The sequence below is a fragment of the Streptomyces sp. WAC05374 genome, from assembly GCF_004353505.1.
Lineage (GTDB): Bacteria > Actinomycetota > Actinomycetes > Streptomycetales > Streptomycetaceae > Streptomyces.
Genome location: NZ_SMNQ01000014.1, coordinates 101,548 through 122,700 on the forward strand (window position 1 = coordinate 101,548; position 21,153 = coordinate 122,700).

General features: G+C 72.3%; 16 protein-coding genes. 4 read left to right on the top strand and 12 right to left on the bottom strand.

From position 1 onward, the window contains the following. Window positions 1-34: 34 nt before the first annotated feature. Complete coding sequence (locus tag E2B92_RS24045) at window positions 35-1,120, bottom strand: S1 family peptidase (protein WP_126883649.1); 1,086 nt, start codon at window positions 1,118-1,120, stop codon at window positions 35-37. 279 nt (window positions 1,121-1,399) lie between these two features. Between E2B92_RS24045 and E2B92_RS24050 the strand changes: the two genes are divergently transcribed. Then, a complete protein-coding gene (locus E2B92_RS24050; RefSeq protein ID WP_126883650.1) occupies window positions 1,400-2,272 on the top strand; it encodes an alpha/beta fold hydrolase in 873 nt (290 codons plus the stop codon). A gap of 159 nt (window positions 2,273-2,431) precedes the next feature. On the opposite strand, the gene fxsT is transcribed toward E2B92_RS24050, so the two are convergent. The 4 genes from fxsT to fxsA form a co-directional block, all read right to left on the bottom strand. Continuing rightward, window positions 2,432-6,364, bottom strand: coding sequence for an FxSxx-COOH system tetratricopeptide repeat protein (fxsT, locus tag E2B92_RS24055; protein WP_126883651.1), 3,933 nt, complete (start codon window positions 6,362-6,364; stop codon window positions 2,432-2,434). Then, the gene (locus tag E2B92_RS24060; protein WP_160159781.1) at window positions 6,348-7,682 is read right to left on the bottom strand and encodes a TIR-like protein FxsC; all 1,335 of its coding nucleotides are present in this window, start codon (window positions 7,680-7,682) and stop codon (window positions 6,348-6,350) included. The genes fxsT and E2B92_RS24060 overlap by 17 nt, the downstream gene beginning before the upstream one ends. Window positions 7,683-7,802: 120 nt before the next feature. Next, window positions 7,803-10,022, bottom strand: coding sequence for a radical SAM/SPASM protein FxsBH, inactivated beta-hydroxylase extension form (fxsBH, locus tag E2B92_RS24065; RefSeq protein ID WP_185923505.1), 2,220 nt, complete (start codon window positions 10,020-10,022; stop codon window positions 7,803-7,805). Window positions 10,023-10,031: 9 nt separating this feature from the next. Then, window positions 10,032-10,196 carry an FxSxx-COOH cyclophane-containing RiPP peptide gene (fxsA, locus tag E2B92_RS24070; protein WP_221889172.1) on the bottom strand — a complete coding sequence of 55 codons (165 nt, stop codon included), beginning with the start codon at window positions 10,194-10,196 and terminating at the stop codon, window positions 10,032-10,034. A 231-nt stretch (window positions 10,197-10,427) separates the two neighbouring features. On the opposite strand from fxsA, the gene E2B92_RS24075 reads away from it, so the two are divergent. Continuing rightward, window positions 10,428-11,330, top strand: coding sequence for a DUF4231 domain-containing protein (locus E2B92_RS24075; protein ID WP_126883653.1), 903 nt, complete (start codon window positions 10,428-10,430; stop codon window positions 11,328-11,330). 108 nt (window positions 11,331-11,438) lie between these two features. Here E2B92_RS24075 and E2B92_RS24080 read toward each other — a convergent pair whose 3' ends face one another. From E2B92_RS24080 to E2B92_RS24095, 4 genes are all read right to left on the bottom strand, one after another. Next, window positions 11,439-11,930, bottom strand: a complete 492-nt coding sequence (locus E2B92_RS24080) for a hypothetical protein (protein WP_126883654.1) — start codon at window positions 11,928-11,930, stop codon at window positions 11,439-11,441. Between the two features lie 136 nt (window positions 11,931-12,066). Beyond that, the gene (locus E2B92_RS24085; RefSeq protein ID WP_126883655.1) at window positions 12,067-12,969 is read right to left on the bottom strand and encodes a S1 family peptidase; all 903 of its coding nucleotides are present in this window, start codon (window positions 12,967-12,969) and stop codon (window positions 12,067-12,069) included. A 272-nt stretch (window positions 12,970-13,241) separates the two neighbouring features. Then, complete coding sequence (locus E2B92_RS24090; protein ID WP_126883656.1) at window positions 13,242-14,030, bottom strand: DUF1684 domain-containing protein; 789 nt, start codon at window positions 14,028-14,030, stop codon at window positions 13,242-13,244. 19 nt (window positions 14,031-14,049) lie between these two features. Further along, entirely contained in the window at window positions 14,050-15,348 is a 1,299-nt protein-coding gene (locus tag E2B92_RS24095) for a DUF5685 family protein (RefSeq protein WP_126883657.1), read from the bottom strand. 288 nt (window positions 15,349-15,636) lie between these two features. Between E2B92_RS24095 and E2B92_RS24100 the strand changes: the two genes are divergently transcribed. Beyond that, window positions 15,637-16,071 carry a cell division protein SepF gene (locus E2B92_RS24100; protein ID WP_126883658.1) on the top strand — a complete coding sequence of 145 codons (435 nt, stop codon included), beginning with the start codon at window positions 15,637-15,639 and terminating at the stop codon, window positions 16,069-16,071. A 13-nt stretch (window positions 16,072-16,084) separates the two neighbouring features. Here E2B92_RS24100 and E2B92_RS24105 read toward each other — a convergent pair whose 3' ends face one another. Together E2B92_RS24105 and E2B92_RS24110 are read right to left on the bottom strand one after the other, a co-directional pair. After that, window positions 16,085-17,275 (bottom strand): acyl-CoA dehydrogenase family protein, encoded by a 1,191-nt coding sequence (locus E2B92_RS24105; RefSeq protein WP_126883659.1) that lies wholly within the window; start codon window positions 17,273-17,275, stop codon window positions 16,085-16,087. A 98-nt stretch (window positions 17,276-17,373) separates the two neighbouring features. After that, a complete protein-coding gene (locus E2B92_RS24110) occupies window positions 17,374-19,083 on the bottom strand; it encodes an MFS transporter (protein ID WP_126883660.1) in 1,710 nt (569 codons plus the stop codon). A gap of 461 nt (window positions 19,084-19,544) precedes the next feature. Between E2B92_RS24110 and E2B92_RS24115 the strand changes: the two genes are divergently transcribed. Further along, window positions 19,545-20,528 (top strand): phosphatase PAP2 family protein, encoded by a 984-nt coding sequence (locus E2B92_RS24115; protein WP_126883661.1) that lies wholly within the window; start codon window positions 19,545-19,547, stop codon window positions 20,526-20,528. A 67-nt stretch (window positions 20,529-20,595) separates the two neighbouring features. Here E2B92_RS24115 and E2B92_RS24120 read toward each other — a convergent pair whose 3' ends face one another. Then, window positions 20,596-20,811 carry an I78 family peptidase inhibitor gene (locus E2B92_RS24120; protein ID WP_126883662.1) on the bottom strand — a complete coding sequence of 72 codons (216 nt, stop codon included), beginning with the start codon at window positions 20,809-20,811 and terminating at the stop codon, window positions 20,596-20,598. Window positions 20,812-21,153 lie beyond the last annotated feature (342 nt).

Here is a 21,153-nt window from a genome sequence, read left to right on the forward strand (position 1 = left end):
TACGGCGGCCCGGGGCCCTGTCACCTCGCCGGCGTCAGCCGATCTGCGCGCCGAACGTGCTCAGCGCCTCCGTGACCGGCTGGAAGAACGTCTCACCGCCCGAGGAGCAGTCGCCGCTGCCGCCCGAGGTCAGTCCGACCGCCGTGTCGCCCGAGAAGAGCGAGCCGCCGCTGTCGCCCGGCTCGGCACAGACGTTGGTCTGGATGAGGCCCTCGACGACCTGGCCGTTGCCGTAGTTCACGGTGGCGTTCAGTCCGGTGACCTCGCCGTCGTGGACCTGGGTGGTCGAGCCGCTGCGGGTCACCTTCATCCCGACGGTCGCCTCGCCCGCCTTGGTGATGGCCTGCGTGCCGCCGCCGTAGAGGTTGACCTCGCTGGGATGCGCGGTGTCACCGGCGTACTTGACCAGCGCGAAGTCGTTGCCGGGGAACTGCGAGTCGACCATCGTGCCGACCGCCGCTCCGCCCTGGGAGTCCGACCACTCGCTGCCCGTCTCGCCGCAGTGGCCGGCCGTGATGAAGTGCGGCTGGCCGTCCTTGACGACGTTGAAGCCGAGCGAGCAGCGCCCGCCGCCGGAGTGTATGGCGTCACCGCCCGCGATGAAGGGCCTGAACTCACCCGCCGTGCGCTTCAGCTCCGCCTTGCTGCCCAGCCCCTTCACGACCTGGGTGAGCTTGTCCAGGGCGGCGCCCTTGACCGTACGGTCGGCCGTGACGACGACCTTGTTGCTCACCGGGTCGACGGCCCAGGACGTCCCGGGTATGGTCGCCCGGTTCTTCAGCGTCCGCCCGGCACCGGCCAGCTCGGACAGCGTGTGCTCGACCAGTCTGGCCTTGCCGCCCGCCTCGCGCACGGACCGCGCCGCGGCCTCGTCGACCACGTTGACCACCAGGGTCCTGGACGTGGCGTCGTAGTACGCGCCGGCGGCGTCGCCGCCGAGCGTCCTGTCGAGCGTCGCGGCGAGGGTGCCCGCCGCGGGCGCCGAGAGCGTCTTCACGGTGAACCGGGGTGCTTCCTCGCTGGCGTTCGCAGTCTGGAAGGTGACTCCCGCTCCCAGCAGAGCGACAGCGGCTCCGCCCGCGATCGCCGCACGCCTTGTGGGTATGCGTCGGTGCTTCACAACTCGACCTCTCCTGTGGGGGGCCGTGCCGGGGTACGTGGGGTGCCCTGACACGGAGGATGGTCAGCCCACTATCCCGATACCAACCGGTAGCACACAAGGTCGACTTCAGGACGCGCACGCGACCTTCACTCCGTGCCCCCGGCACGCCCACCACTCCCGGCACGGGCGCCGGTTGACGTTTGCGAATACCGGCCACGTCCCGGCAGGCGACAAAGCGACCGCGTACAGGCACCCTGATGGGTAGTCATCGACCGACTGGTGAAGGGGGCGGGGGGCTTGCGACGTCGGGTGCGCGCGAGGGACGGCCGGCATCTGATGGTGGAACGCCTGGGGGACCCGCAGGGCCGTCCGGTCTTCCTGCTGCACGGCACGCCCGGCAGCAGACTGGGGCCGGCCCCCCGGGGCATGGTGCTCTACCAGCGCGGCATGCAGTTGATCGCGTACGACCGCCCCGGCTACGGCGGTTCGGACCGCCTGGCGGGGCGCAGTGTCGCCGACGTGGCCACGGACGTGGCGGACATCGCGGACGCGCTCGGGCTGGAGCGGTTCGCGGTGGTGGGCCGTTCCGGCGGCGCCCCGCACGCGCTGGCCTGCGCGGCCCTGCTGCCGCACCGGGTGACGCGTACGGCGGCGCTCGTGACGCTGGCGCCCAGGGACGCGGACGGGCTGGACTGGTTCGAGGGCATGGCCGCGTCGAACGTCACGGAGTACACGCACGCGACCCTCCACCCCGAGGGCGTGGCCGACCGCCTCACGCCCCGCGCCGACGCGATCCGCCAGGACCCGGTGCGCCTCCTGGACGACCTGCGCCGGGAGCTGACCGCGTCGGACCGGATGGTCGTCTCGGACGCGGGCGTGCGTTCCATGCTGCTGCGCAACTACCAGGAGGCGCTGCGCACCTCCGCGTACGGCTGGATCGACGACGCGCTGGCCTTCTGCAGCCCCTGGGGGTTCGACCCGGCCGGCATCCCGGGCGAGGTGCTGATCTGGCACGGCGAGCAGGACGTCTTCTCGCCGGTCGGCCACGCGCGCTGGCTCGCCGAGCGCATCCCGGGCGCGACGGCCGTCCTGGAACCGGCCGCCGCGCACTTCGACGCCCTGCACGCCCTGCCCCGCGTCCTGACCTGGCTCCTGGACACGGACGGGTGACCCCTGGGGGTACCCCTGGCACGTGAAGGCGAGTGAGCCGAAGGGGGGCGCGGGTGTCGAAAGGGAGAACGCGCGGAGGGTCGTGAGGAACGAACGACCCGAGCACGATCGACCGTCGACACCCGCGACAGGCCCCCGGAGGCGAACCGAGCCCAAGAACTAAACAGCCAGCGGCTCCAGGTCGCGGTGCACCCTGCGTTCGTCGCGGGCCAGGCGGGTCAGCGCGTGGTCGTCGCCGAGTTGCCGGGCCAGTTCGTCGGCGGTGTCGGCCCGCAGCCGGTCGGCCTCGTCCTTGCGGCCGAGCGCGCCGAGGGTGACCGCCAGGTTGGAGGCGACGCCGAGCACTTCGGGGTGGTGGCCGCCCAGGACTTCGCGCAGCGCGTGCACGGTGCGCTGTTCGATCTCCAGGGCTTCCTCCAGTTCGCCCAGGTCGGCCTTGGCGTTGGCGATGTTCACGGTGCAGAACAGGGCGTGCGGGTGCCGTTCGCCCAGGACTTCCCGCATGACCGCGAGGGCGGCCTGGAGGATGTGTTCCGCTTCCTCGGGCGCTCCGCAGCCCCACTGGTAGATGCCGAGGTTGTTCAGGGCGGCCAGGGTGTACGGGTGCCGCTCCCCCGGCACTTCCCGGTACTGGTCGACGACCTCCTGTGCCAGGTCGCGGGCCGCCACGGGTTCCCCGGCGGCGTACAGGTCGGCGGCCAGGTTGAGGTCGCAGGCCAGCGAGTCGGGGTGGGCGTAGGTGTACTTGGCGCGGTACCGGTTGCGGGTGGCCGTGGTGAGCCGGCGCGCGTCCTCGAGTCTGCCGGCCCTGCGCAGGGACACGGCGAGGCTCTTGCCGGCGGCCAGGGTGCCGGGGAAGGCCCGGCCCAGGGTGTCCTTGTAGCTGTCGTAGGTGCGGGAGAGCAGCGCGACCGAGTCCTCGTACCGGCCGACTTCCCGCAGGTCGCGGGCGAGCGAGGTGGCCGAGGAGAGGGTGTAGGGGTGCTCGGGGCCGAGCACTTCGGTGCGCCGGTCGAAGACCTCCTGGTCGATTTCGCGGGCCCGTGAGTACTGCCCGACCATGCGCAGGTTGAGCGCCAGGTTGTTGGCGGCGGCCAGGGTGCGCGGGTGGGAGTCGTGGAAGATCTGGCTGAATCCCTCGTGCGCCTCGGTCGCGAGCTCCATCGCCCTGCCGTACTGGCCGAGTGCGCCGAGGTCCATGGCGAGGCTGGAGGTGGTCATGTAGGTGTGCGGGTGGGACCGGCCGAGGACGGCGCGCTGCCGTTCCAGGGTGACCTCGTCCAGTTCCCTGGCCTCGACGTAACGACCCTGGGAGCGAAGGATGTTGGAGAGGTGGAAGCGCAGGTAGAGGTACTGGAGGTCGTCGTTGCCGAGCATGTCGCGCCAGGCGTCGCGGAGGTCCTCGGCGAGGGTGCCGGCGGTCTGCCAGTCGCCGCGCTTCCAGAGGTAGCGGACGCGGTCGATGAGCAGCCGGCGGGTCTCGGGCTCCTTGCAGTACCGGGCCTCGGAGGTGCCCAGGTGGGGCCAGATGGTGGCGAACCGGGGCCAGGTCTCGGGGTTGTCGATCGGTTCGTCGTCGTCGGGGCGGGCTCCGGCGAGGATGCGGTGGACGGCGTGGCGGGCGTCGCGCTGCTCCTGCTCGGAGAGCTGGGAGCGGATGACGGCCTGGACGAGCCGGTGCACCTGGATGGAGTTTGACACCTGGTCGACCTTGGCCAGCGCGAACCGTCCGATCTCCCGGATGACCCGGCCGAGCACCAGTTTCTCCTGGAGGGAGGCGTCGTACGGTTTGAGCGCCTCGATCATCTCCTTGCTGTACAGGAGGTTGGCGTGGATCGGCTCGGGCGCGAAGAAGGCGCAGAGCTGGAGCAGCCGCACGGCGGCCGGTGAGCGTTCCTTGAGCCGTTCGATGGAGACGTTCCACGTCGCGGCGACCGGCTCGGGGTAGCCGGCCGGCTGGTTGAGCGCGAGGGTGCGTGCGGCGGCCTCCTGGAGCTGCTCCAGGTAGGCGGCGACGGGGGTGGCCGTCTCCGCGATCCACGCCGCCGCCTGTTCGACGGCGAGCGGCAGGTCGCCGACGGCTTCGGCGACCCTGTCGGCGTCCTCGGCGCTCAGTCCCTTGGCGCGGCGCTGGAGGTGCTCGACGGACTCCTCGCGCAGGAACACGTCGACGGGCAGCGCGTCGCCGTACTGCGACCAGGTCTGGTTCCGTGAGGTGACCAGGATGTGCCCGCCGGTGGGGAAGAACCGCTTCAGCGCGTCGGGGTCGTCGGCGTTGTCGAAGACGAGCAGCCAGCGGTTGGACGGCACTCCGCGCCGCAGCAGGTCGATGGCCTCCTGGGAGGCGGCGGCCATGTCGTCGCCGCCCTGGGCGCCGAGCCGGACTGCCAGCTCGGCGAGGCCGGCGATCACGTCGTCGGTCTGTTCGGCGGACATCCACCACACGAGGTCGTAGTCGGCCATGAAGCGGTGCACGTACTCCAGCGCGACCTGGGTCTTGCCGACGCCGCCGAGCCCGTAGAGGGTCTGCGGCTGGGGCAGGACGACGGCCATCCCGCCGCCGAGCTGGTCGCGCATCCGCTCCAGGACGACGGACCGGCCGGTGAAGCCGGGGTTGCGGGGCGGCGCGTTCCAGATCTTGGGCACGGTGCCGGGGAAGCGCGGTCCGGGCGGTACGCCGTCGTGGAGTTTGACCGGCCGGTCCAGGGCGCGCAGCAGGGCGGCCGTGGCGTGCACCTCGTCGAGCCGGAACAGGTCGACGGGGTTGCGGTCGATGTAGGGGGTGGTGAGCCGGACGTCGCCGACGCGCAGCGGCAGCAGGTGGCGCCGTCCGCCGCCCGGGTCCTCGGCGGCGGCCCGCTCCCACACCTCCACGGCGCGGGCCGACTTGAGGTAGGCGCTGGACAGCAGGACGACGGTGCGGGCGGCGTTCTCGGCGGCGTGCAGCACGTCGGTGCCGCTGGTCGCGGGGTCGGCGGAGACGTCGCGGGGCACGACGCGGAACCCGGCGCGGGTGAGTACGGACTCGATCCAGTCGGCCCACATGCGGTTCTCGGCGACGTACGACAGGAAGAGGTCGGCGGGCAGGGCGGGGCGGCGCCGGGTGAAGGCGTCCCGGATGCGCAGCCGCACCTCCTCGTTGACCGCGGGCATGGCGGTGACGTCGCCGTCGGTGACGACGGCCGTGAGCCGTTCGAAGGCGGAGAGCAGGGAGTTGGCGATCCCGGCGTCGTCGCCGAAGGTGGCGAGGGTCTCCTCGTAGGCGTAGTAGGGCCGGTACGGGATCTCCACGGCGCCCCAGTAGGCGGCGAGTTCCTCCCCCGTCATGCCGCTGGGGAAGCCGTCGAACTTCAGCCGCGCCAGTGCCCGGCCCGCGTCGGCCTTCTCCTTCTCGCCCTCGTCGATGCGCATCGGCACGGGGAAGATGCGGATGCCCCGGCCGCCGTAGCGTTCGTCGATCTGGCGGGCGACGGCGGCCGCGCCGTCCATGGACTGGTCGCTGAGGGTGAAGCAGTCGACGAGTGCGTCGGGGAGGTGGACGGTGCAGATGTCGGCGATGTCGCTGAGGCCGGTGCGGCTGTCGATGAGGACGTAGTCGTAGTTGGCCTTCATGTCGTCGCGCAGCGCGTCGAAGAAGTGCCCGCCGCCGAGCCGGTCGTAGAAGTTGTCCCAGTCGAAGGTGGAGACGGTGGCGGAGTACTCGCGGTTCTGCTTGCCGGCGGAGACGAAGTCGAGGGTGCCGCCGTCGGGGAACTCCCAGCCGAGCGCCTCGGGGGTGAGGGAGACGGCGTGCGGCTGGATGCGCGCGTAGTCGCGGTGCCAGTCGTCGGGGCGCTGCACGGGGCTGGTGGCGGCCCAGGCGTACTCGGTGATCAGGTCGATGACGCCGGTGGTGGCGCCGAGGGTGGACGGGTCGAGGAAGGGGTGGAAGAAGCGGTGCAGGCCGGGCGCCTCCAGGTCCCAGTCGACGGCCAGGACCCGCTTGCCGTTCGCGGCGAGAATCCAGGCCGTGTTGGCCAGGGCCATCGTCCGTCCCGTACCACCCTTGTACGAGTAGAAGGTGACGATGCGTCCGTCACGACTGGCTGTCATCCAGGTCCTCCGCATCGGGCGCGATCTCGTGCGTCTCGGGTATGTAGTGCGTGGTGCCAAGTTCGCCCGCCATCGGGCCGCGCAGCCGGGGCCGCTCGGTGTGCCGGCCGCCCGCGGGCGGGTAGACGGCGGCGTGCCGCAGGTACTGCTGGGCGGCGGCCTCCACCACCTGGGGCAGGATCTGGCCGAACGCCTCCATGCTCGGGACGCCCCGGGCGGCGGCGCGGCTGGCGGCGCGCCCCTGGCCCATCTTGATGGGCATGGTCTGCTCGAGTTTCTCGTTCAGCTCGGCGTCGGCCGCCCTGCTCTGGTGGTCGAGCTGGCTGCGGGGGACGACGACGCTGACCCAGGGGCGGTGTTCCGCGTCGAAGGCGGCGAGCCGTTCGCGGCGCTCGTCGTCCTGGAGGGCCCAGCGGTCCAGGAGCAGGATCTCGGGGCGGCTGGGGGGCTGTTTGGCGTCGGGCGGGCCGGCGTCGTGGTCGAAGGAGGTCACGGTGGCCTGGTAGTTGAGCGAGCGGACCAGGTCCTCGGTGACGTAGGCGATCGGCCGGGCGGCGTCGGGGTGGTAGGGGTTCCAGTCCTGCGGCATGTCGCCGTAGTACTCGGGGTCGCGGCCCTCGGGCAGGTCGTGGCGGGTGGGGGCGGCGACGGTGACCTGGAGGGGCCTGGGGCCGCGGCCGGGGGTGCCGAAGGCGCTGGGCGCGGAGCGGTAGTCGACGGGTCTGCCGGGGCTGATGGCCGCGGTGTCGGCGACGGAGACGATGCGTTTGGCCAGTTCGTAGACGGCCCGTTCGTACTCCTCGGCGAATATCCGCAGCTTGATCAGTCCGTAGAGGCCGTCCGTGACGTAGCGGTCGCCGAAGTCGCGGTGGTTGAACTGCAGCCGCTCGGCGGGGCCGGGGAGCTGTTCGGGCGGCACCGGGACCCAGAGGGCGGGCACGATGGCGTCGGCGGGCTTGTTGTGTTTCGCGTGGTGGTAGATCGCCCGGGTGGCGAAGGCGTACCACTCCTTGCCGCACATCTCGCTGGCGAAATAGCGGGGGGAGAACAGGGGGACGAAGACCCGGCAGGTGGCCAGGACTTCTCCCAGCCGTTCCGACCAGCCTTCGCCGGATCGTATCTCCCGGTCCATGAACCCCGCGGGGGCTCCGGCGGGGAGATCGGTCATGGCCATCACATGGCCGCACAGATCGCGGAAGAGCCGCTCGACCCACATGTCGGGATCGGGGCCGCCGGCTCCGTACCTCGGCGTGTGGGCGTAACTCAGAAAGAAGTACGGCCGATGGTCCGCCGCTCGCGCTTGCGGTGACGCCTGCACACGACCCCCGTCCTATGTGATCACTCGCACCGGGATGAGAAGGATACGAGCTGATTAATCATTCCGGAGCGTGCTTTGCTCCACCCCCACGACGTTCAGTCATTCAACGCTGCTTTTCGGTCATCCACGGGACAGCATGACGGACCGGTCTCTTGATCGGCACAGTTCCTTGCGCGCTTCGGCCACCAGCAGTTTGCCGCTGACGGTGAGTTCGGCGGCGTTCTCCAGCAGGTCGAGCGCCCTTTCGGCATGATCGGCGTGGCCGTGCTCGTACGCGGCGAGGCCCACCCGCTCGTACGCTCCGGCGAGCAGATCCGACACCGGCACGGGCGCCTCCCGCCAGGGCGCCGCGTGGGTCCAGGCGCCGTCCAGCGCGTAGAGGTCCGCCACGTCCAGCAGCGCCCGCAGCTTGGCCCGCCGGAAGCCGCTCAGCAGGGTGCGCGCGAGCGTCCCGGGCTCCTCGTGCGGGGACAGGCCGAGCGCCCCGTACCCGTGCCGGCCGCCCACGGACGGTCCGCCCGTCGTGGTCAGCGGGGTGAGCGTGGTCAGGCTCGCGGCGGCCTCGTCGGCCTGGTCCGGCACGGCGTCCCGCAGCAGCGCCCAGGCGCGCTCCAGCCGCCCGGCCCACGCCGCCGCCTCGGCGCGGGTGAGCCGGCCGGTGGCGGGCGCCCCGAAACCGTCCCGGCAGGGGTCGAGGTCGTCGAGCGCGACGCCGTGCGCGCCCCGCCGCACCGGCCGCCAGCCGGCGCCCTCCTCAAGGAGCCGTTCGACGCGCAGTTCACCGTCACCGCCCCGGAGCAGGAGGCCGTCCCCGGTGGTCCGCACCCCGACCACCGGACCGGTCACCTCGGCCGTCCCGAGGGTGGGCAGGTGCAGCCCGCCGCCCGGGTGGGCGATCCGGACCGTGACGTCGACCCGGCCCCGTACGGCGGCGGCGGCCACGTGGCGGGCGAGCTGCCCCGCGAGGTCCGCCGCCCCGGCGCGCCCTTCGCGCAGGGCGTCCAGGCAGTCGAGGAGCCAGGTGCGCGTGTAGGGGTGGGCGAGCACCTCGTCGAGCCCGTCGGAGCGCCGCTCGACCGCGCCGGCCAGCTCCCACGCCTCGGCCCACGCCTCACCGCCGCGTCCGCCGAGCTCGCTGTGGAGTTCGGCGAGGAGGACGCGGGTCAGGTCGTGCTGTTCGGCGACGAGCGCGGCGGGGTCGGCCACGGCGGGGGCCGCGGTGGCGGTGGCGGTGCGGTCCTCGACGCCCCGGACGAGCGCCTCGAGGTCGGCGCAGTAGACGGACGGGTTGTCGAAGCCGTTCGCGGCCCGGTAGCGGTGGGTGTAGAGGCCGCCGCCGCAGGAGCGGACGACGGGGCACCGGCGGCAGGTGTCGCTCACCCCGTCGAGGCCGAGCTGGCGGACGCGGACACCGGGGTGGGCCGCGACCTCGTCGAAGGAGTGGCGGAACACGTCGAACCCGGTGGCGGCGGCGCCTTCGTAGGCGCTCTTGAGGGAGTCGACCTGTTCGAGGGTGCCGTCCGTCTCGACGACGACGAGGTCGGTGGGGGCGAGGCCCAGCGACTCGGTGAGGCTGGGCCCGCCGCCCAGGGTGGACAGCACGGACTCGAAGAGCCGCACCGGCACGGGCCTGCCCTGGTCGTTCCACCGGTCGAAGACGGTGAGCAGCCACTCGGCGTACGCGGTGGGCGAGCCGTCCGGGCGGGCCGGGGGCTCCTCCCAGGTGGCGTGCGGGAGCAGGAAGTCGATGCGCGGCGGTGACAGCTCGAGGAGCGCGTCGTACACGGTGACGGGATCGTTGGCCACGTCGATGGTGCACAGCAGGCCGAGGTCGAGGTGGCGGTACCGCTCCTGGCGCAGCAGGTCGATCGCCCGCAGGACGAGGGGGTGGCTGCTGCGGCCGTCGGCGAAGCGGCGGTGCCGGTCGTTGGCCGTCTTGTCGCCGTCGAGGGAGATGCCCACTTTCACGCCGTACTCGTCGAAGAGATCGAGGTAGCGGGGGCTGAGCTGGAGACCGTTGGTGTGGATGCGGAGGTCCAGCTCGGTGAGGGGGGCGAGGGCGGTGGTCAGCTCCTCGCAGACGCGCCTGAGGCGCGCGGGCCCTGCCAGCAGAGGCTCCCCTCCGTGCAGGATCACTGACACGGAGGGCAGGGCATGTTTCTTGGCATGCTCGGCCAGTCGCAGAGCTGTCCAGGAAATGGCCTGGTCAGAGATTGCCTTGGGGCGGGTACGCCAGCTCTGATCAGCGTGTTCGTAGATGTAGCAGTGGTCACATGCAAGATCACACCTGCTGTGGACCTTCAGGACGATCTCGCGGAATGGGACCAGGGGTCCAGTCATTCCGCCAGTTTAGAGTGCGGAGTTGAACGTCGAGACGCGCTCGGTACGGTCGGTCACCGAGGGAAGAACGCGGCTGATCTTCTTGGTGGCTGCCGCGCCGCGCACGTCGATCTCGGCGAGTGGCACACGGTTCTTCTTCGCACCAGCGAAGGTGACTGAGGTCTGAAAGCTCACGACGGCCGTCCTAGGGGAGTGGGTCGGTTGGACATAACCGCACCGTTGCAGTGTCGGCGGCACGACTTTACTCTCATGGCCACCTACAGCAAATCAGCGCAAGAGGTTGAAACAAAAGCGTTGCGCCAGTATTCCCCTACCGGCCCGGAACGAGCCATTCCACCGAAAGAGTGACGACAAAACCGCAGACCGGGGGTGCGCATGACCGGGTCTCAGGGCCCACTGCAGAGCATGGTCTTCCGAAACGCAGATCTGCCTGCACTGTTCCACCGCGCGGACGAGATCGCCATCGCCCGGCAGCGCGACGCGGTCCAGGACACCCGGCTCCAGCTCTGGCTGCTGGTCCTGGGCGCCTGTCTGGCCGCCGTGCCCGGCGGCTGGCTCATCGGCGACACGTTCCAACTGGCGGGCGCGCTCAGCGCGTTGGCGTACGCGGGCGTGCTCCTGGCCACGTACCGCGCCTCCAGGCGCCGTGCGAAGTCGCATTGGCAACTGAACCGCTCCGCCGCCGAGTTCATCAAGTCGCTGTGCTGGCGGTACGCGGTCCACGGCGCGCCCTTCGACGCCGAACTCGCGGACCCGGACGGGGAGTTCTCCTCCCGGCTGGAGGAGGGGCTCGGCGAGCTGCGGAAGGTCGGCTGGGTCGACCCGCGCGGACCCGGGGGCGACGGCGGCCGCACCGAGCTCATCACCCCGGCCATGCGGATGCTGCGCGAGAAGCCCTTCCGGGTACGCAAGGAGACGTACGTCCGGGACCGGCTGATCGAGCAGCGGAACTGGTACCACAGGAAGACGGAGGTGTCGCGGCGGGCCACCACGCTGTGGTCCGTGACCACCTCGGTGCTCACCGTCCTGGCCCTGTTCCTGGGCGTGTTGCGGACCTTCTCGGTCGGCGACACGGCCGTCCTGGCCGGGCTGCTGTCGGCCGCGGCGGCCGCCGGCGTCGCCTGGAGCGAGATCCGCCGCCACCAGCCGCTGATAGCGGCGCACTCCCTGGTGGAGGAGGACCTGGCGGCGATGCACACCGCGATGGAGACGGTGATCGGCGAGGACCGGTGGGCGGCGGCGGTGTACGAGACCGAGCGCGTCGTCTCGCCCCAGCACACCGACTGGCTGGTCCAGCACCGGCGCTGACCGGCGGCGGGGGCGCTCGACGCCGGTGCGCCCGATGGCCGCCGAGGGCGCTCCACGCCGGGGCGCCGGAGACCGTCACGGGCGCTCCATGCCGGGGCGCCGGAGACGTCAGGGGCGCTCCACGCCGGTGCGCCAGATGACCGTCACCGGCTTCCCGAGCCCGCGGGCGTAGTGGACGATGTCCCCGGTGCCGCCGAGGCCGCGGGCGGGGCGGCCGTCCCAGACGGCGAGCAGCCGGTCGCAGTGGTCGGCGATGTAGGTGCCGGCCGCGTAGTAGGCCTCGTCGGTCGCGTGCGCGTAGTCCATCCGGACCTCGCGCGTGGCGCGCTTGCGGTAGGCCTGGTACCGGGCCAGCTCGTCGGGGTCGGCGAAGCCGTCCTCGTAGTCCCCGGCGGGGATGACGACGGTCAGCTCGGCCCCGCAGGCGAGGGCGATGTCCGCGAAGAGCTGGTCGGCCCCGACCGCCAGGCTGGACAGCGCCTCCAGGCCCTCCCCGTGGTCACGGGTGGCGGCCCGGACCACGGCGTGGATCGCAGCGCGCACGTGGGCGTGGAGCTCGTCGGGGATGTCCCTGTGGCCGGTCACTCCGATGCGCCTCATCCGCCCCCGCTTCCCGAAGTCGCCCTGCGCCGAGCACCGTCACATGCTCTCAAATGCGGGCGCTTGGGGGCAGGGCGTCGAGCCCCCGGCGGGGGAATCCCGCCGGGGGCTCGCCGTGCCGGGCGGTGCTGCCGGGTCAGTAGACGCTGACGCGGTACGCGTTCAGCGCCTCGGTGACCGGCTGGAAGAAGGTCGTCCCGCCGGAGGAGCAGTTGCCGCTGCCGCCGGAGGTGAGACCGATGGCGCGGCTGCCGGAGTACAGCGGGCCGCCGCTGTCGCCGGGTTCGGCGCACACGTTGGTCCGGATCATGCCGTAGACGATGTCGCCGCCGCCGTAGTTGACGGTGGCGTTCAGACCGGTGACCGAACCGCTGTGGGTACCGGTGGTGGAGCCGCGGCGGGTGACGGACATGCCGACGGTGGCGTTGGCGGCGCTGGTGATGTCGACGTTGCCGACGGTGCCGGGCTTGGAGATGGAGCTGTTGGAGTAGCGCACGATGCCGTAGTCGTTGTTGGGGAAGCTGGAGCCGGTGGTCGGGCCGAGGACGGTGGTGCGGCCCGAGTTGGCGTACCAGGTGCCCGCGCCGTCGGTGCAGTGGCCGGCGGTGAGGAAGTACGTGGTGCCCGCGCTGTCGCGGACGTTGAACCCGAGCGAGCAGCGCCAGCTCGTGGCGTAGACGGCGTCGCCGCCCGAGATGAGCTTGGTGAACTTCCCGGGGGTGCGCTCGATCTTGAGCGCTCCGGCGTTGGCTCCGGCCCGGCGCTTGATCTCGGCGATCTCGGCGGCGGAGACGGTCGAGTCGGCGGTGACGACGAGCTTGCCGGTCGCCGGGTCGGTGTGCCAGGCGGTGCCCGGTACGTCGGCGGCGAGCACGGCCGAGCCGGCGGCGGACAGCTCGGCGGCGCTGAAGGTGCGCGGTGCGTCGGCGCCGGCGGCGGGGACCGCGAGGGTGGCGGCGGCGGCGAGACCCGTGGCGACGGCCAGCAGACGGGGCCGTCTGGCTGTGCCACTGCGGGGGGTGGTGCGCTTGTTCCTCACTTCTCGTTCCTCCTGAGGGGAATCGGGGGCCCGCCGTGGGGTGTCGGGCCCGTGAGGCGCAGTCGGGTGTACGGGGCCGGGTTCGCCCCCGGCGCGGCGGACGTCCGAATTCCGGACAAGCCGTGCCCCTGACAAGCGCTGTTCCGGGAGTATTGGCGTGGTCAACTACCGGCACAAGGGAGGGTTTCGGCCAGCCGCGCACGAGCAGGCGGAGGCGCCCGGCGGGGTCCTGCCCCGTCCGCCGGGCGCGCGGGGTCCGCCACTGTGACGTATCAGCCGCTCAGCACGTTCCGCTCCCCCGCGGCGACGGGGACCGGCAGGGTGTTGCCGGGCGGCGGGAACGGGCAGATGAAGTGCTCGGCGAAGGCGCACGGCGGCAGCAGGACCCGGTTGAGGTCGACGGTCACCCGGCCGTCGGCGTCCGGGGCGCCGGGCCGCAGGAAGCGGAAGCGGTAGCTGCCCTTTCCGCTGGTCGCGTCGGCGAGGACGGCCCAGAGGGAACCGTCGCCCTCGACCGCGACGTGCAGCGTGTGCTCGGCGCCCCGGAGCGTGAACGTCAGCTCCCCCGCGAGCCCCAGGCCGCGCTCGCGCCCGTCGGCGTTCTCCACCCGTACGGTGCGCTCGGCGGCGTACGGCCGGTACGTCCCCGGCACCACCCAGCGGGCGTCGTACGGGGTGGCCTCGATGCCCCGGAAGGCGCGCCGCGCCGGGGCCGCCGGGTCGAAGTCGCGGACCGCCCAGAGCCCTTCCCGGCGCAGCACGACGAGCCGGCGCTCCCCGGCCGCGACGCGGGAGCGGTCGATCGGAACGTGGTCGGCGGTCAGGCGGACGTCGCCGGTCAGGGGCTCGCCGTCGACGGTGACGCCGTCCGCCGCGGTGGCGCGCAGGAGCACGTGGTCGCCGTATTCCCGCCAGGTTCCGGGGACGGCCGGGATTCGCCCTTCCGGATGGTCGGCGAGCCAGTACGTGCCGGTGAGGGAGAGCGGGCCGTGGGGGGCCGACACGGCGGCGACGCGCCGTTCGTGCCAGTCCCGCCACTCCGCTCGGGGGTCGCTGCTCATGCGGCGACCTTACGGTCCGTCAGCACCCGTCGCAGGGGCAGCAGCAGTCGCAGCCTCCGGGGTTGCAGTTGCAGTCGCAGTCGCGGCAGCAGCCTTCGCGCTTCTTGCGGGACCAGGGGCCCTCGTACTCCTTGGCGCAGCAGATCTGGCAGGTGCAGAAGAGCCAGGTGAAGGCGGCGCAGCCGGCCAGGAAGCCACGGGGCTTCGGCCGGGACGGCTCTCCGCCGGGGCCGCCGAAGCCGGGCGGCATCCCGCCACCGAAGCCGCCGGAGCCGCCGTGGCCCCCATGACCGTGGCCGCCGTGTCCCCCGTGACCGCCGTGACCCCCGCCGGGCGCGCCGGGCTGCCCGCCGTAGGGGTTCTGCCCGCCATAGGGGTTCTGGGCCCCGTACGGGTTCTGACCGCCGTACGGGTTCTGGGCCCCGTACGGGTCCTGGGCGCCGTAACCCTGGTGCGAGCAGGTCGTGGTGCCGAACGCCCGGTCCACCGACCGCCGCAGCTCGTGCGCGAGCAGCATGTGCAGGAGCGTGTCGTCGACGAATCGCGCGTCGCGCAGGGCGAGCCGTATCCCGTGCAGCGCGTCGTCCGCGAGCCGCCGCGCCTCCGCGAGCGGGGTGCCGGTCGCGGTCAGCGGGTTCCAGGCGCCCGACACGGTGTCGGCCTCCAGGTCCTCCACGGCGTCCAGCAGGTGGGCGAGGCGCCCGAAGAGCCGGCCTGCCTCGGTGAGCGGGGGCACGTTCTCCGGCCGGCCCGCCAGGACGGCGGTGTGCGCGAAGGCGGCCGCGGTGGCCGTCTCGGTGGGCTCGGTGACCGTGAGCAGGGAGGTGCCCGGGCCGGCCAGCGCCTCGATGCCGGTCTGCCGGTCCACGGCGTCGACCAGCACGGCCGTGTCGAAGCCCAGCTCGCGCCCGGCCCTGGCGCCCGCCCGGTCCCAGCCGAGGGCCACCCGGCGCGCGGCGGCGGCCACCGGCTTGCGCGCCAGCAGCCCGTCCCGGTCGGCGACGTGGTCCCGCACCTTCGCCGAGGCCAGCACCAGGGAGACGGCCGCGGCGAGCCGCGCGCCCTCGCCGCGGGCGACGGGTGCGGTCCGCATGGCGCGCAGCGGGCAGGGCCCCGCCGTGCGCCGCGCCCCGGCGGTGCGCTCGGTCTGAGCCTCCGTCAGGACCGAGACGATGAGGCCGTCATAGTTGGTGGCGACGCGGGCGAACTGCCCGTGATCGGCCCGAAGTGCCAGGCAGAGCCCGCAGAGATGGGCCATCCACTCGGTCTTCAGCCCGTCGGTGAGCCGGTGCGTGCAGGGTCGGACGATTCCGAACATGGTGCTCCCCCGTGTGTGGTGCGAAGTGCGCGGCGGGCATCGTACCGAGTCGGCCCGTTCACCCGTACGTCCGCACGCTCACCCGTACGGCCCGAATGTCATATTTGAGTTGTACGGGGCCCTTCTCAGGGGCCTTACACCCGTGGAACCTTGACGAATCGCCACATCTTCTGCACCAGTACCGTCACGAATCGCTCGCGCGGTGACTGTCCACTTGGCGCGCGATCCGCATGATGGACGACCATAGGGATAGCGGAACCACAAGTGACCGCGCGAAAGGAGGCGTCCATGGGATCGGTGCGCAAGGCGAGTGCATGGCTCGGCCTCGTCGAGGACAACGACGAGCGCTACTACGACGACGAGTACGCCGAGGGTGACCGCAGCAGCGACTCCTGGGTGACCGACCCGCGGGTGCGCGTCGCCTCCGAGGCCGCCCAGGAGGAGGGCCGCCGGATCGCCACGGTGTCCCCGGACGGGTTCCGGGACGCCCGGAGCATCGGCGAGCTCTTCCGGGACGGCGTCCCGGTCATCATGAACCTCACGGCCATGGAGCCCGCCGACGCCAAGCGCGTGGTCGACTTCGCGGCGGGCCTGACCTTCGGGCTGCGCGGCTCGATCGAGCGGGTGGCGACCCGGGTCTTCCTGCTGACGCCGGCGGACACGCAGATCGTCAACGGGGAGCCCGGGACTCACACCCAGGACGGTTTCTTCAACCAGAGCTAGCGGGCGAGGCCGCTTACCGGAAGGCGTCGAGGCCGGTGAGCGCCTTGCCCAGCACGAGCTGGTGCATCTCGACGGTGCCCTCGTAGGTGAGCACCGACTCCAGGTTGGTGGCGTGCCGCATGACGGGGTACTCCAGCGAAATCCCGTTGGCGCCGAGGATCGTGCGCGAGGTGCGGCAGATCTCGATCGCCTCCCGTACGTTGTTGAGCTTGCCGAAGCTGACCTGCTCGGGGCGGAGCCTTCCGGCGTCGAGCCGCCGCCCGAGGTGGTGGGCGAGCAGGATGCCCTTGTGCAGCTCCAGCGCCATGTCGGCGAGCTTGGCCTGGGTGAGCTGGAAGCCGCCGATGGGCCTGCCGAACTGTTCGCGCGTCTTCGCGTACGTAAGCGCCGCCTCGAACGACGCGCGCGCGGCGCCCATGGCGCCCCAGACGATCCCGTAACGGGCGTGGCTCAGGCAGGCGAGCGGCCCCTTCAGGCCGGTGACGCCGGGCAGTACGGCGTCGGCCGGCAGCCGTACGTCGTCCATGACGAGCTCGCTGGTGACGCTGGCCCGCAGCGACCACTTGTGCTTGATCTCGGGCGCCGAGAAGCCGGGGGTGTCCGTCGGCACGGCGAAGCCCCGGATGCCGTCGTCGGTCTGCGCCCACACGACGGCGACCCCGGCGACCGAGCCATTGGTGATCCACATCTTGCGGCCGTTGAGCACCCAGTCGGTGCCGTCCTTCTTGGCGTACGTGCGCATCGCGGCCGGGTCGGAGCCGATGTCCGGCTCGGTCAGGCCGAAGCAGCCGATGGTCTCGCCCGCCGCCATGGACGGCAGCCAGCGCTGCTTCTGCTCCTCGGAGCCGAAGCGGTGGATCGCGTACATGGCGAGCGAGCCCTGCACGGAGACCAGGGAGCGGATGCCGGAGTCGGCGGCCTCCAGTTCCAGGCAGGCGAGTCCGTACTGGACGGCGGTCGCGCCCGCGCAGCCGTAGCCCTCCAGCGACATGCCGAGCGCGCCGATCGAGCCGAGTTCGCGCGCCAGCTCCCGGATGCCGGGCAGCTCGCCCTGCTCGTACCAGCCCGCGATGTGGGGCAGCACCCGGTCGGCGGCCCAGGAGCGGACGGTGTCGCGGACGGCGAGGTCCTCGGGGCCGAGCAGGTCGTCGATGCCGAGGGGGTCACCGGCGTCGAACGGCGGGAGCTTCGCGGGTGCGGACATGCGGGACCTCCGGGCGACCAGTAAAACTAGCGGTGTTAGTTACTGCGGCGCCGACGTTACGACGCGGCTGAGCGCACGTCCAGACCCGGCCGCCGCGCTCAGTGTGGCGTACGCCCCGCCCTGGCCGGCTCGGCCGGTTCGCGGCGCGCGGGCACCTGGGGCTCGGGGCCGGTGAACCGCTCGCGGCGCGCCGCCGGCACGGCGTCCGGGCCGGCGCCGCCGTCCGCCTCGGGCCAGGTTTCCGCGGCTCCCAGGCGGGCGTCCGGGTCCGGCTGGCACTCCATCACCCGCGGCAGCCGCACCGCCATCAGCGCGCCGAGCAGCAGCAGCGCGGCGCTGACGACCAGCGTCACGTGCAGGCCGTGCACGAAGGCGTGCCGCGCGGCCGTGCGCAGCGCCTCGCCCGCCGGGCCGCCCAACTGTGCCGCGACCTGGTACGCCTCGCCCAGCGAGTTGGCGGCGGCCGCACCGGCGGGCGCGGGCACCCCCGGCACCTGTGAGAGGCCGGGCGCGTAGGCGGCGTTCATGACGCTGCCGAGCAGCGCGATGCCCATTCCGGCACCGAGCTGGTAGGAGGTCTCGCCGATGGCGGCGGCCCCGCCCGCGCTGTGCGCCGGGGCCTCGCTCAGCATCGACTCGTACGCCCCGAACAGCGTGGTCTGGAGCCCGAAGCCGAGCAGGACGAAGCCGGCCGTCAGCAGCAGCGGCCGGTCGTGCTGGCCCATCAGCACCAGCAGCAGGACGGCCCCGGCGGTGAGGACGAAGCCCCAGCCGACCATCCGGCGCGGCCCGACGCGCCGCAGCGTGTACGAGCCGGTGGCACCGGCGGCCATGGCGGCGAAGGTGAGCGGCAGCAGGCGCAGGCCGGTCTCGACCGGCGTCAGCCCCAGCACGAGCTGGAGGTACTGGACGGCGATCAGCTCCAGGCCGACCAGCGCGAGCATGGCGAGGACGATGCAGCCCACGGAGGTGGTGAAGGCGGCCCGGGCGAACATCCGCATGTCGATCAGCGGGTGCTCCCGCCGCTTCTGCCGCCGTACGAACAGCACCAGCAGGACCGCGCCGAGCAGCAGCGGTCCGGCCGTCTCGGGGCTCAGCACGGAGCCGCCGGCGCCGGCCCGCTTGACGCCGAGGACCACGCCGAGCACGCCGGCCGCCGCCATCAGGGCGCCGAGCACGTCCCAGGGGCCGTCCCCGCTGCCTTTGGATTCCGGCAGCAGCCAGCGGCCGAGCGGCAGGATCAGCGCCATCAGGGGGATGTTTATGAGGAAGACCGAGCCCCACCAGAAGTGCTCGACCAGGAAGCCGCCGAGGACGGGCCCGGTGGCGGCGCCGACGGCGGCGACGGCCGTCCAGATGCCGATGGCCGTGGCGCGTTCGCGGCGGTCGGGGAAGACCGCGCGGAGGATGGACAGGGTGGCGGGCATGATCATCGCGCCGCCGACGCCGAGCAGCGCGCGGGCGGCGATCAGCACGGCCGGGGTGTCGGCGAAGGCCGCGACCGCCGAGGCCGCGCCGAACAGTCCGTAACCGGCCAGCAGGACGCGGCGCCGCCCGATCCGGTCGCCGAGCGTGCCGAAGAGGATCAGCAGCGAGGCGCAGACCAGGGGGTAGGCGTCGACGATCCACAGCAGCGCGGTGGAGCTTGGGCGCAGGTCCTCGGTGACGGCGGGGACGGCGACGTGGAGAACGGTGGCGTCGAGCGCGACCAGCAGCAGGCTCACGCAGAGGACGACGAGGACGACCCAGCGGTTGGCACCGCCGCCGGTGGCACGCAGCCGTGCTCCGGCCGTGGTCGTCACGGACATGTACGTACCTCCCACAGACCACAGATGAATCGCTCGCACTCGGTGGGCACCGGCCGGAGGGGGACGACTTCCGGGGGCCCGGCATCGACGGGCGAGTGAGCCGCCAGCGTACGCGAGTCCACGCCGGTGGCGCGTGGTCCACCTCTCACGGGGGCAGACGCGGACGTGTGGCGTACGCCACTCGGGGCGGCCCGCCGGGAAGCGGTCCGGGCCCCGTACCAGGAGGTGGCGACCGGCGGCGGGAGGGAGGCAATTCCGGCCACCGGGCGCCCGTGGGGCTTTTCCCGCGGCACACAAACACACGTCCGGCCACCGGCCCCGGGTTATCCGGGCCCCGTCCCCCGAGGTTTATGGATAAGCACGGAATAAACAGCGGACTGAGACACACTCCACATCACATCGTCATCACGAAGAGAGCGGATGGGCGTGGGCCGACACTCACTCCCTGTAACGTCGATTGGGTGCGTACCGACATCTTTGCCCGTCTGGACCGGGAGCCGGAACCGCCGAAGATTGAGATCCCGCGGATGAGCCGCACCCGTCTCGCCCTCTTCGGCGGGACGTCGGCGTTCTACCTCGCCATCGTGGTGGCCGTGCTCGTCTCGTCGTGGCTGGTGACCCTCGACTGGAAGGTCATGCTCTTCCGGCCCTATCAGCAGTGGCCGGAGCTGCACGCGACGCTGGACTACTTCGTGGTGCTGGGTCAGCGCGGCCCCACGGCCGTGATGGTGGCGGCCTGGCTCGGCTGGCGCTCCTGGCGGCAGCACACGCTCCGCCCGCTGCTGGCGCTTGGCGCCGCCCTGCTGCTGCTGAACGTCACGGTGGGCGCGGTCAAACTGGGTCTGGGCCGGCTCGGCCCCCACTACGCGACGCAGATCGGCTCGGCCGAGATGTTCGCGGGCGGCGATATATTCCCTTCCGGACATACCGCCAATGCCGTGGTGACCTGGGGCATTCTTGCCTATCTCGCCACCACTCCCCGGGCCAGGCGCTACCTGTCGGCGCTGTCCGCCGTGGTGGCCCTGGGCGTCGGGCTGACCACCGTCTACCTCGGTACGCACTGGCTGAGCGATGTGCTGCTCGGCTGGGCCGCCGGACTGCTGATCCTGCTCGGACTGCCCTGGTGCGAGCCGTTGATCGCCCGTGCGGAGGGCCTGATCTTCTCGGTGCGCGAGCAGCTCCGGGCGCGCCGCCGTCAGGCGCCGTCGCTGCCCGTCGCGGCGGGCGGTCCCCGGCCGGCGATATACCAGCAGCGGCCGGTCGGCGCGGACGACGAGCCGGTGCGCGAGCCGGTCCCGGCAGCGGGCGGCGTCGGCCGTCCCGCCACGGTCAGGACCACGCTCACGCAGCCGAGGCCGCACGCGGTGGTGCGCTCGGAGCGGACCCCGGTCACCCCGGCCGGCAGCCGCCGCCCGCCGCGCTCACGGCCCGCGACCGGCGGCTGAGCGCGCCACGGTACGGAAGGGAGGGCCCCGGCTTCAGCGAGCCGGGGCCCTCCTCGCGTCCGGGGGGTCAACCGACCCAGCAGCGGGTGACGGTGGCGTCGTCGACCTCGAAGTTGATCCGGCCCGCCAGGAACTCCAGGGTGATGATCGTGCCGGGCGGCAGCGACCGCACCGTGGTCCAGCCGTGGGAGCGGGCGCGCCGCTCGGCGTCGTGCGCGTCGAGGCCGACGTACGACTCGGGGCTGTCGTCGGGCTGCTGGGGGGAGTTCGGAATCGGTGCCATGTCCTTCACCGTAGGCGGCCGCGCAGGGTGACGGAAACAGGGCGGCCCACATCGCCCCACCATCCTCACGTCCCTCACCGGTCACGCTTGTGTCACAGGATCACGACATGTGTTCCCTAAGGCACCCTTCCCTCCGAGGACACTCCCGCGCGCCCCGGAAGGGTGTTGCCGGCGGAATTCCGCAGGGCCGGAGATGCCTTCCTCCCCCGGCGCCCGGACGAATTCCACGGCTCGGGAAAACACCTCTGCATATCGTCGGGAAAATCGTCGCGACAACGGACTGTTCACGGATTCCCCGCAGAATTCCCCCAGCTCGCCGACAACTCGGGTACCGCCGTCGGC

Coding starts and splice junctions, on each gene's coding strand:
- E2B92_RS24105 (WP_126883659.1), bottom strand. CDS start 17,275: ATGTCCGCACCCGCGAAGCTCCCGCCGTTCGACGCCGGTGACCCCCTC.
- E2B92_RS24075 (WP_126883653.1), top strand. CDS start 10,428: ATGGTCTTCCGAAACGCAGATCTGCCTGCACTGTTCCACCGCGCGGAC.
- E2B92_RS24100 (WP_126883658.1), top strand. CDS start 15,637: ATGGGATCGGTGCGCAAGGCGAGTGCATGGCTCGGCCTCGTCGAGGAC.
- E2B92_RS24110 (WP_126883660.1), bottom strand. CDS start 19,083: ATGTCCGTGACGACCACGGCCGGAGCACGGCTGCGTGCCACCGGCGGC.
- fxsBH (WP_185923505.1), bottom strand. CDS start 10,022: ATGACTGGACCCCTGGTCCCATTCCGCGAGATCGTCCTGAAGGTCCAC.
- fxsT (WP_126883651.1), bottom strand. CDS start 6,364: ATGACAGCCAGTCGTGACGGACGCATCGTCACCTTCTACTCGTACAAG.
- E2B92_RS24120 (WP_126883662.1), bottom strand. CDS start 20,811: ATGGCACCGATTCCGAACTCCCCCCAGCAGCCCGACGACAGCCCCGAG.
- E2B92_RS24090 (WP_126883656.1), bottom strand. CDS start 14,030: ATGAGCAGCGACCCCCGAGCGGAGTGGCGGGACTGGCACGAACGGCGC.
- E2B92_RS24080 (WP_126883654.1), bottom strand. CDS start 11,930: ATGAGGCGCATCGGAGTGACCGGCCACAGGGACATCCCCGACGAGCTC.
- E2B92_RS24095 (WP_126883657.1), bottom strand. CDS start 15,348: ATGTTCGGAATCGTCCGACCCTGCACGCACCGGCTCACCGACGGGCTG.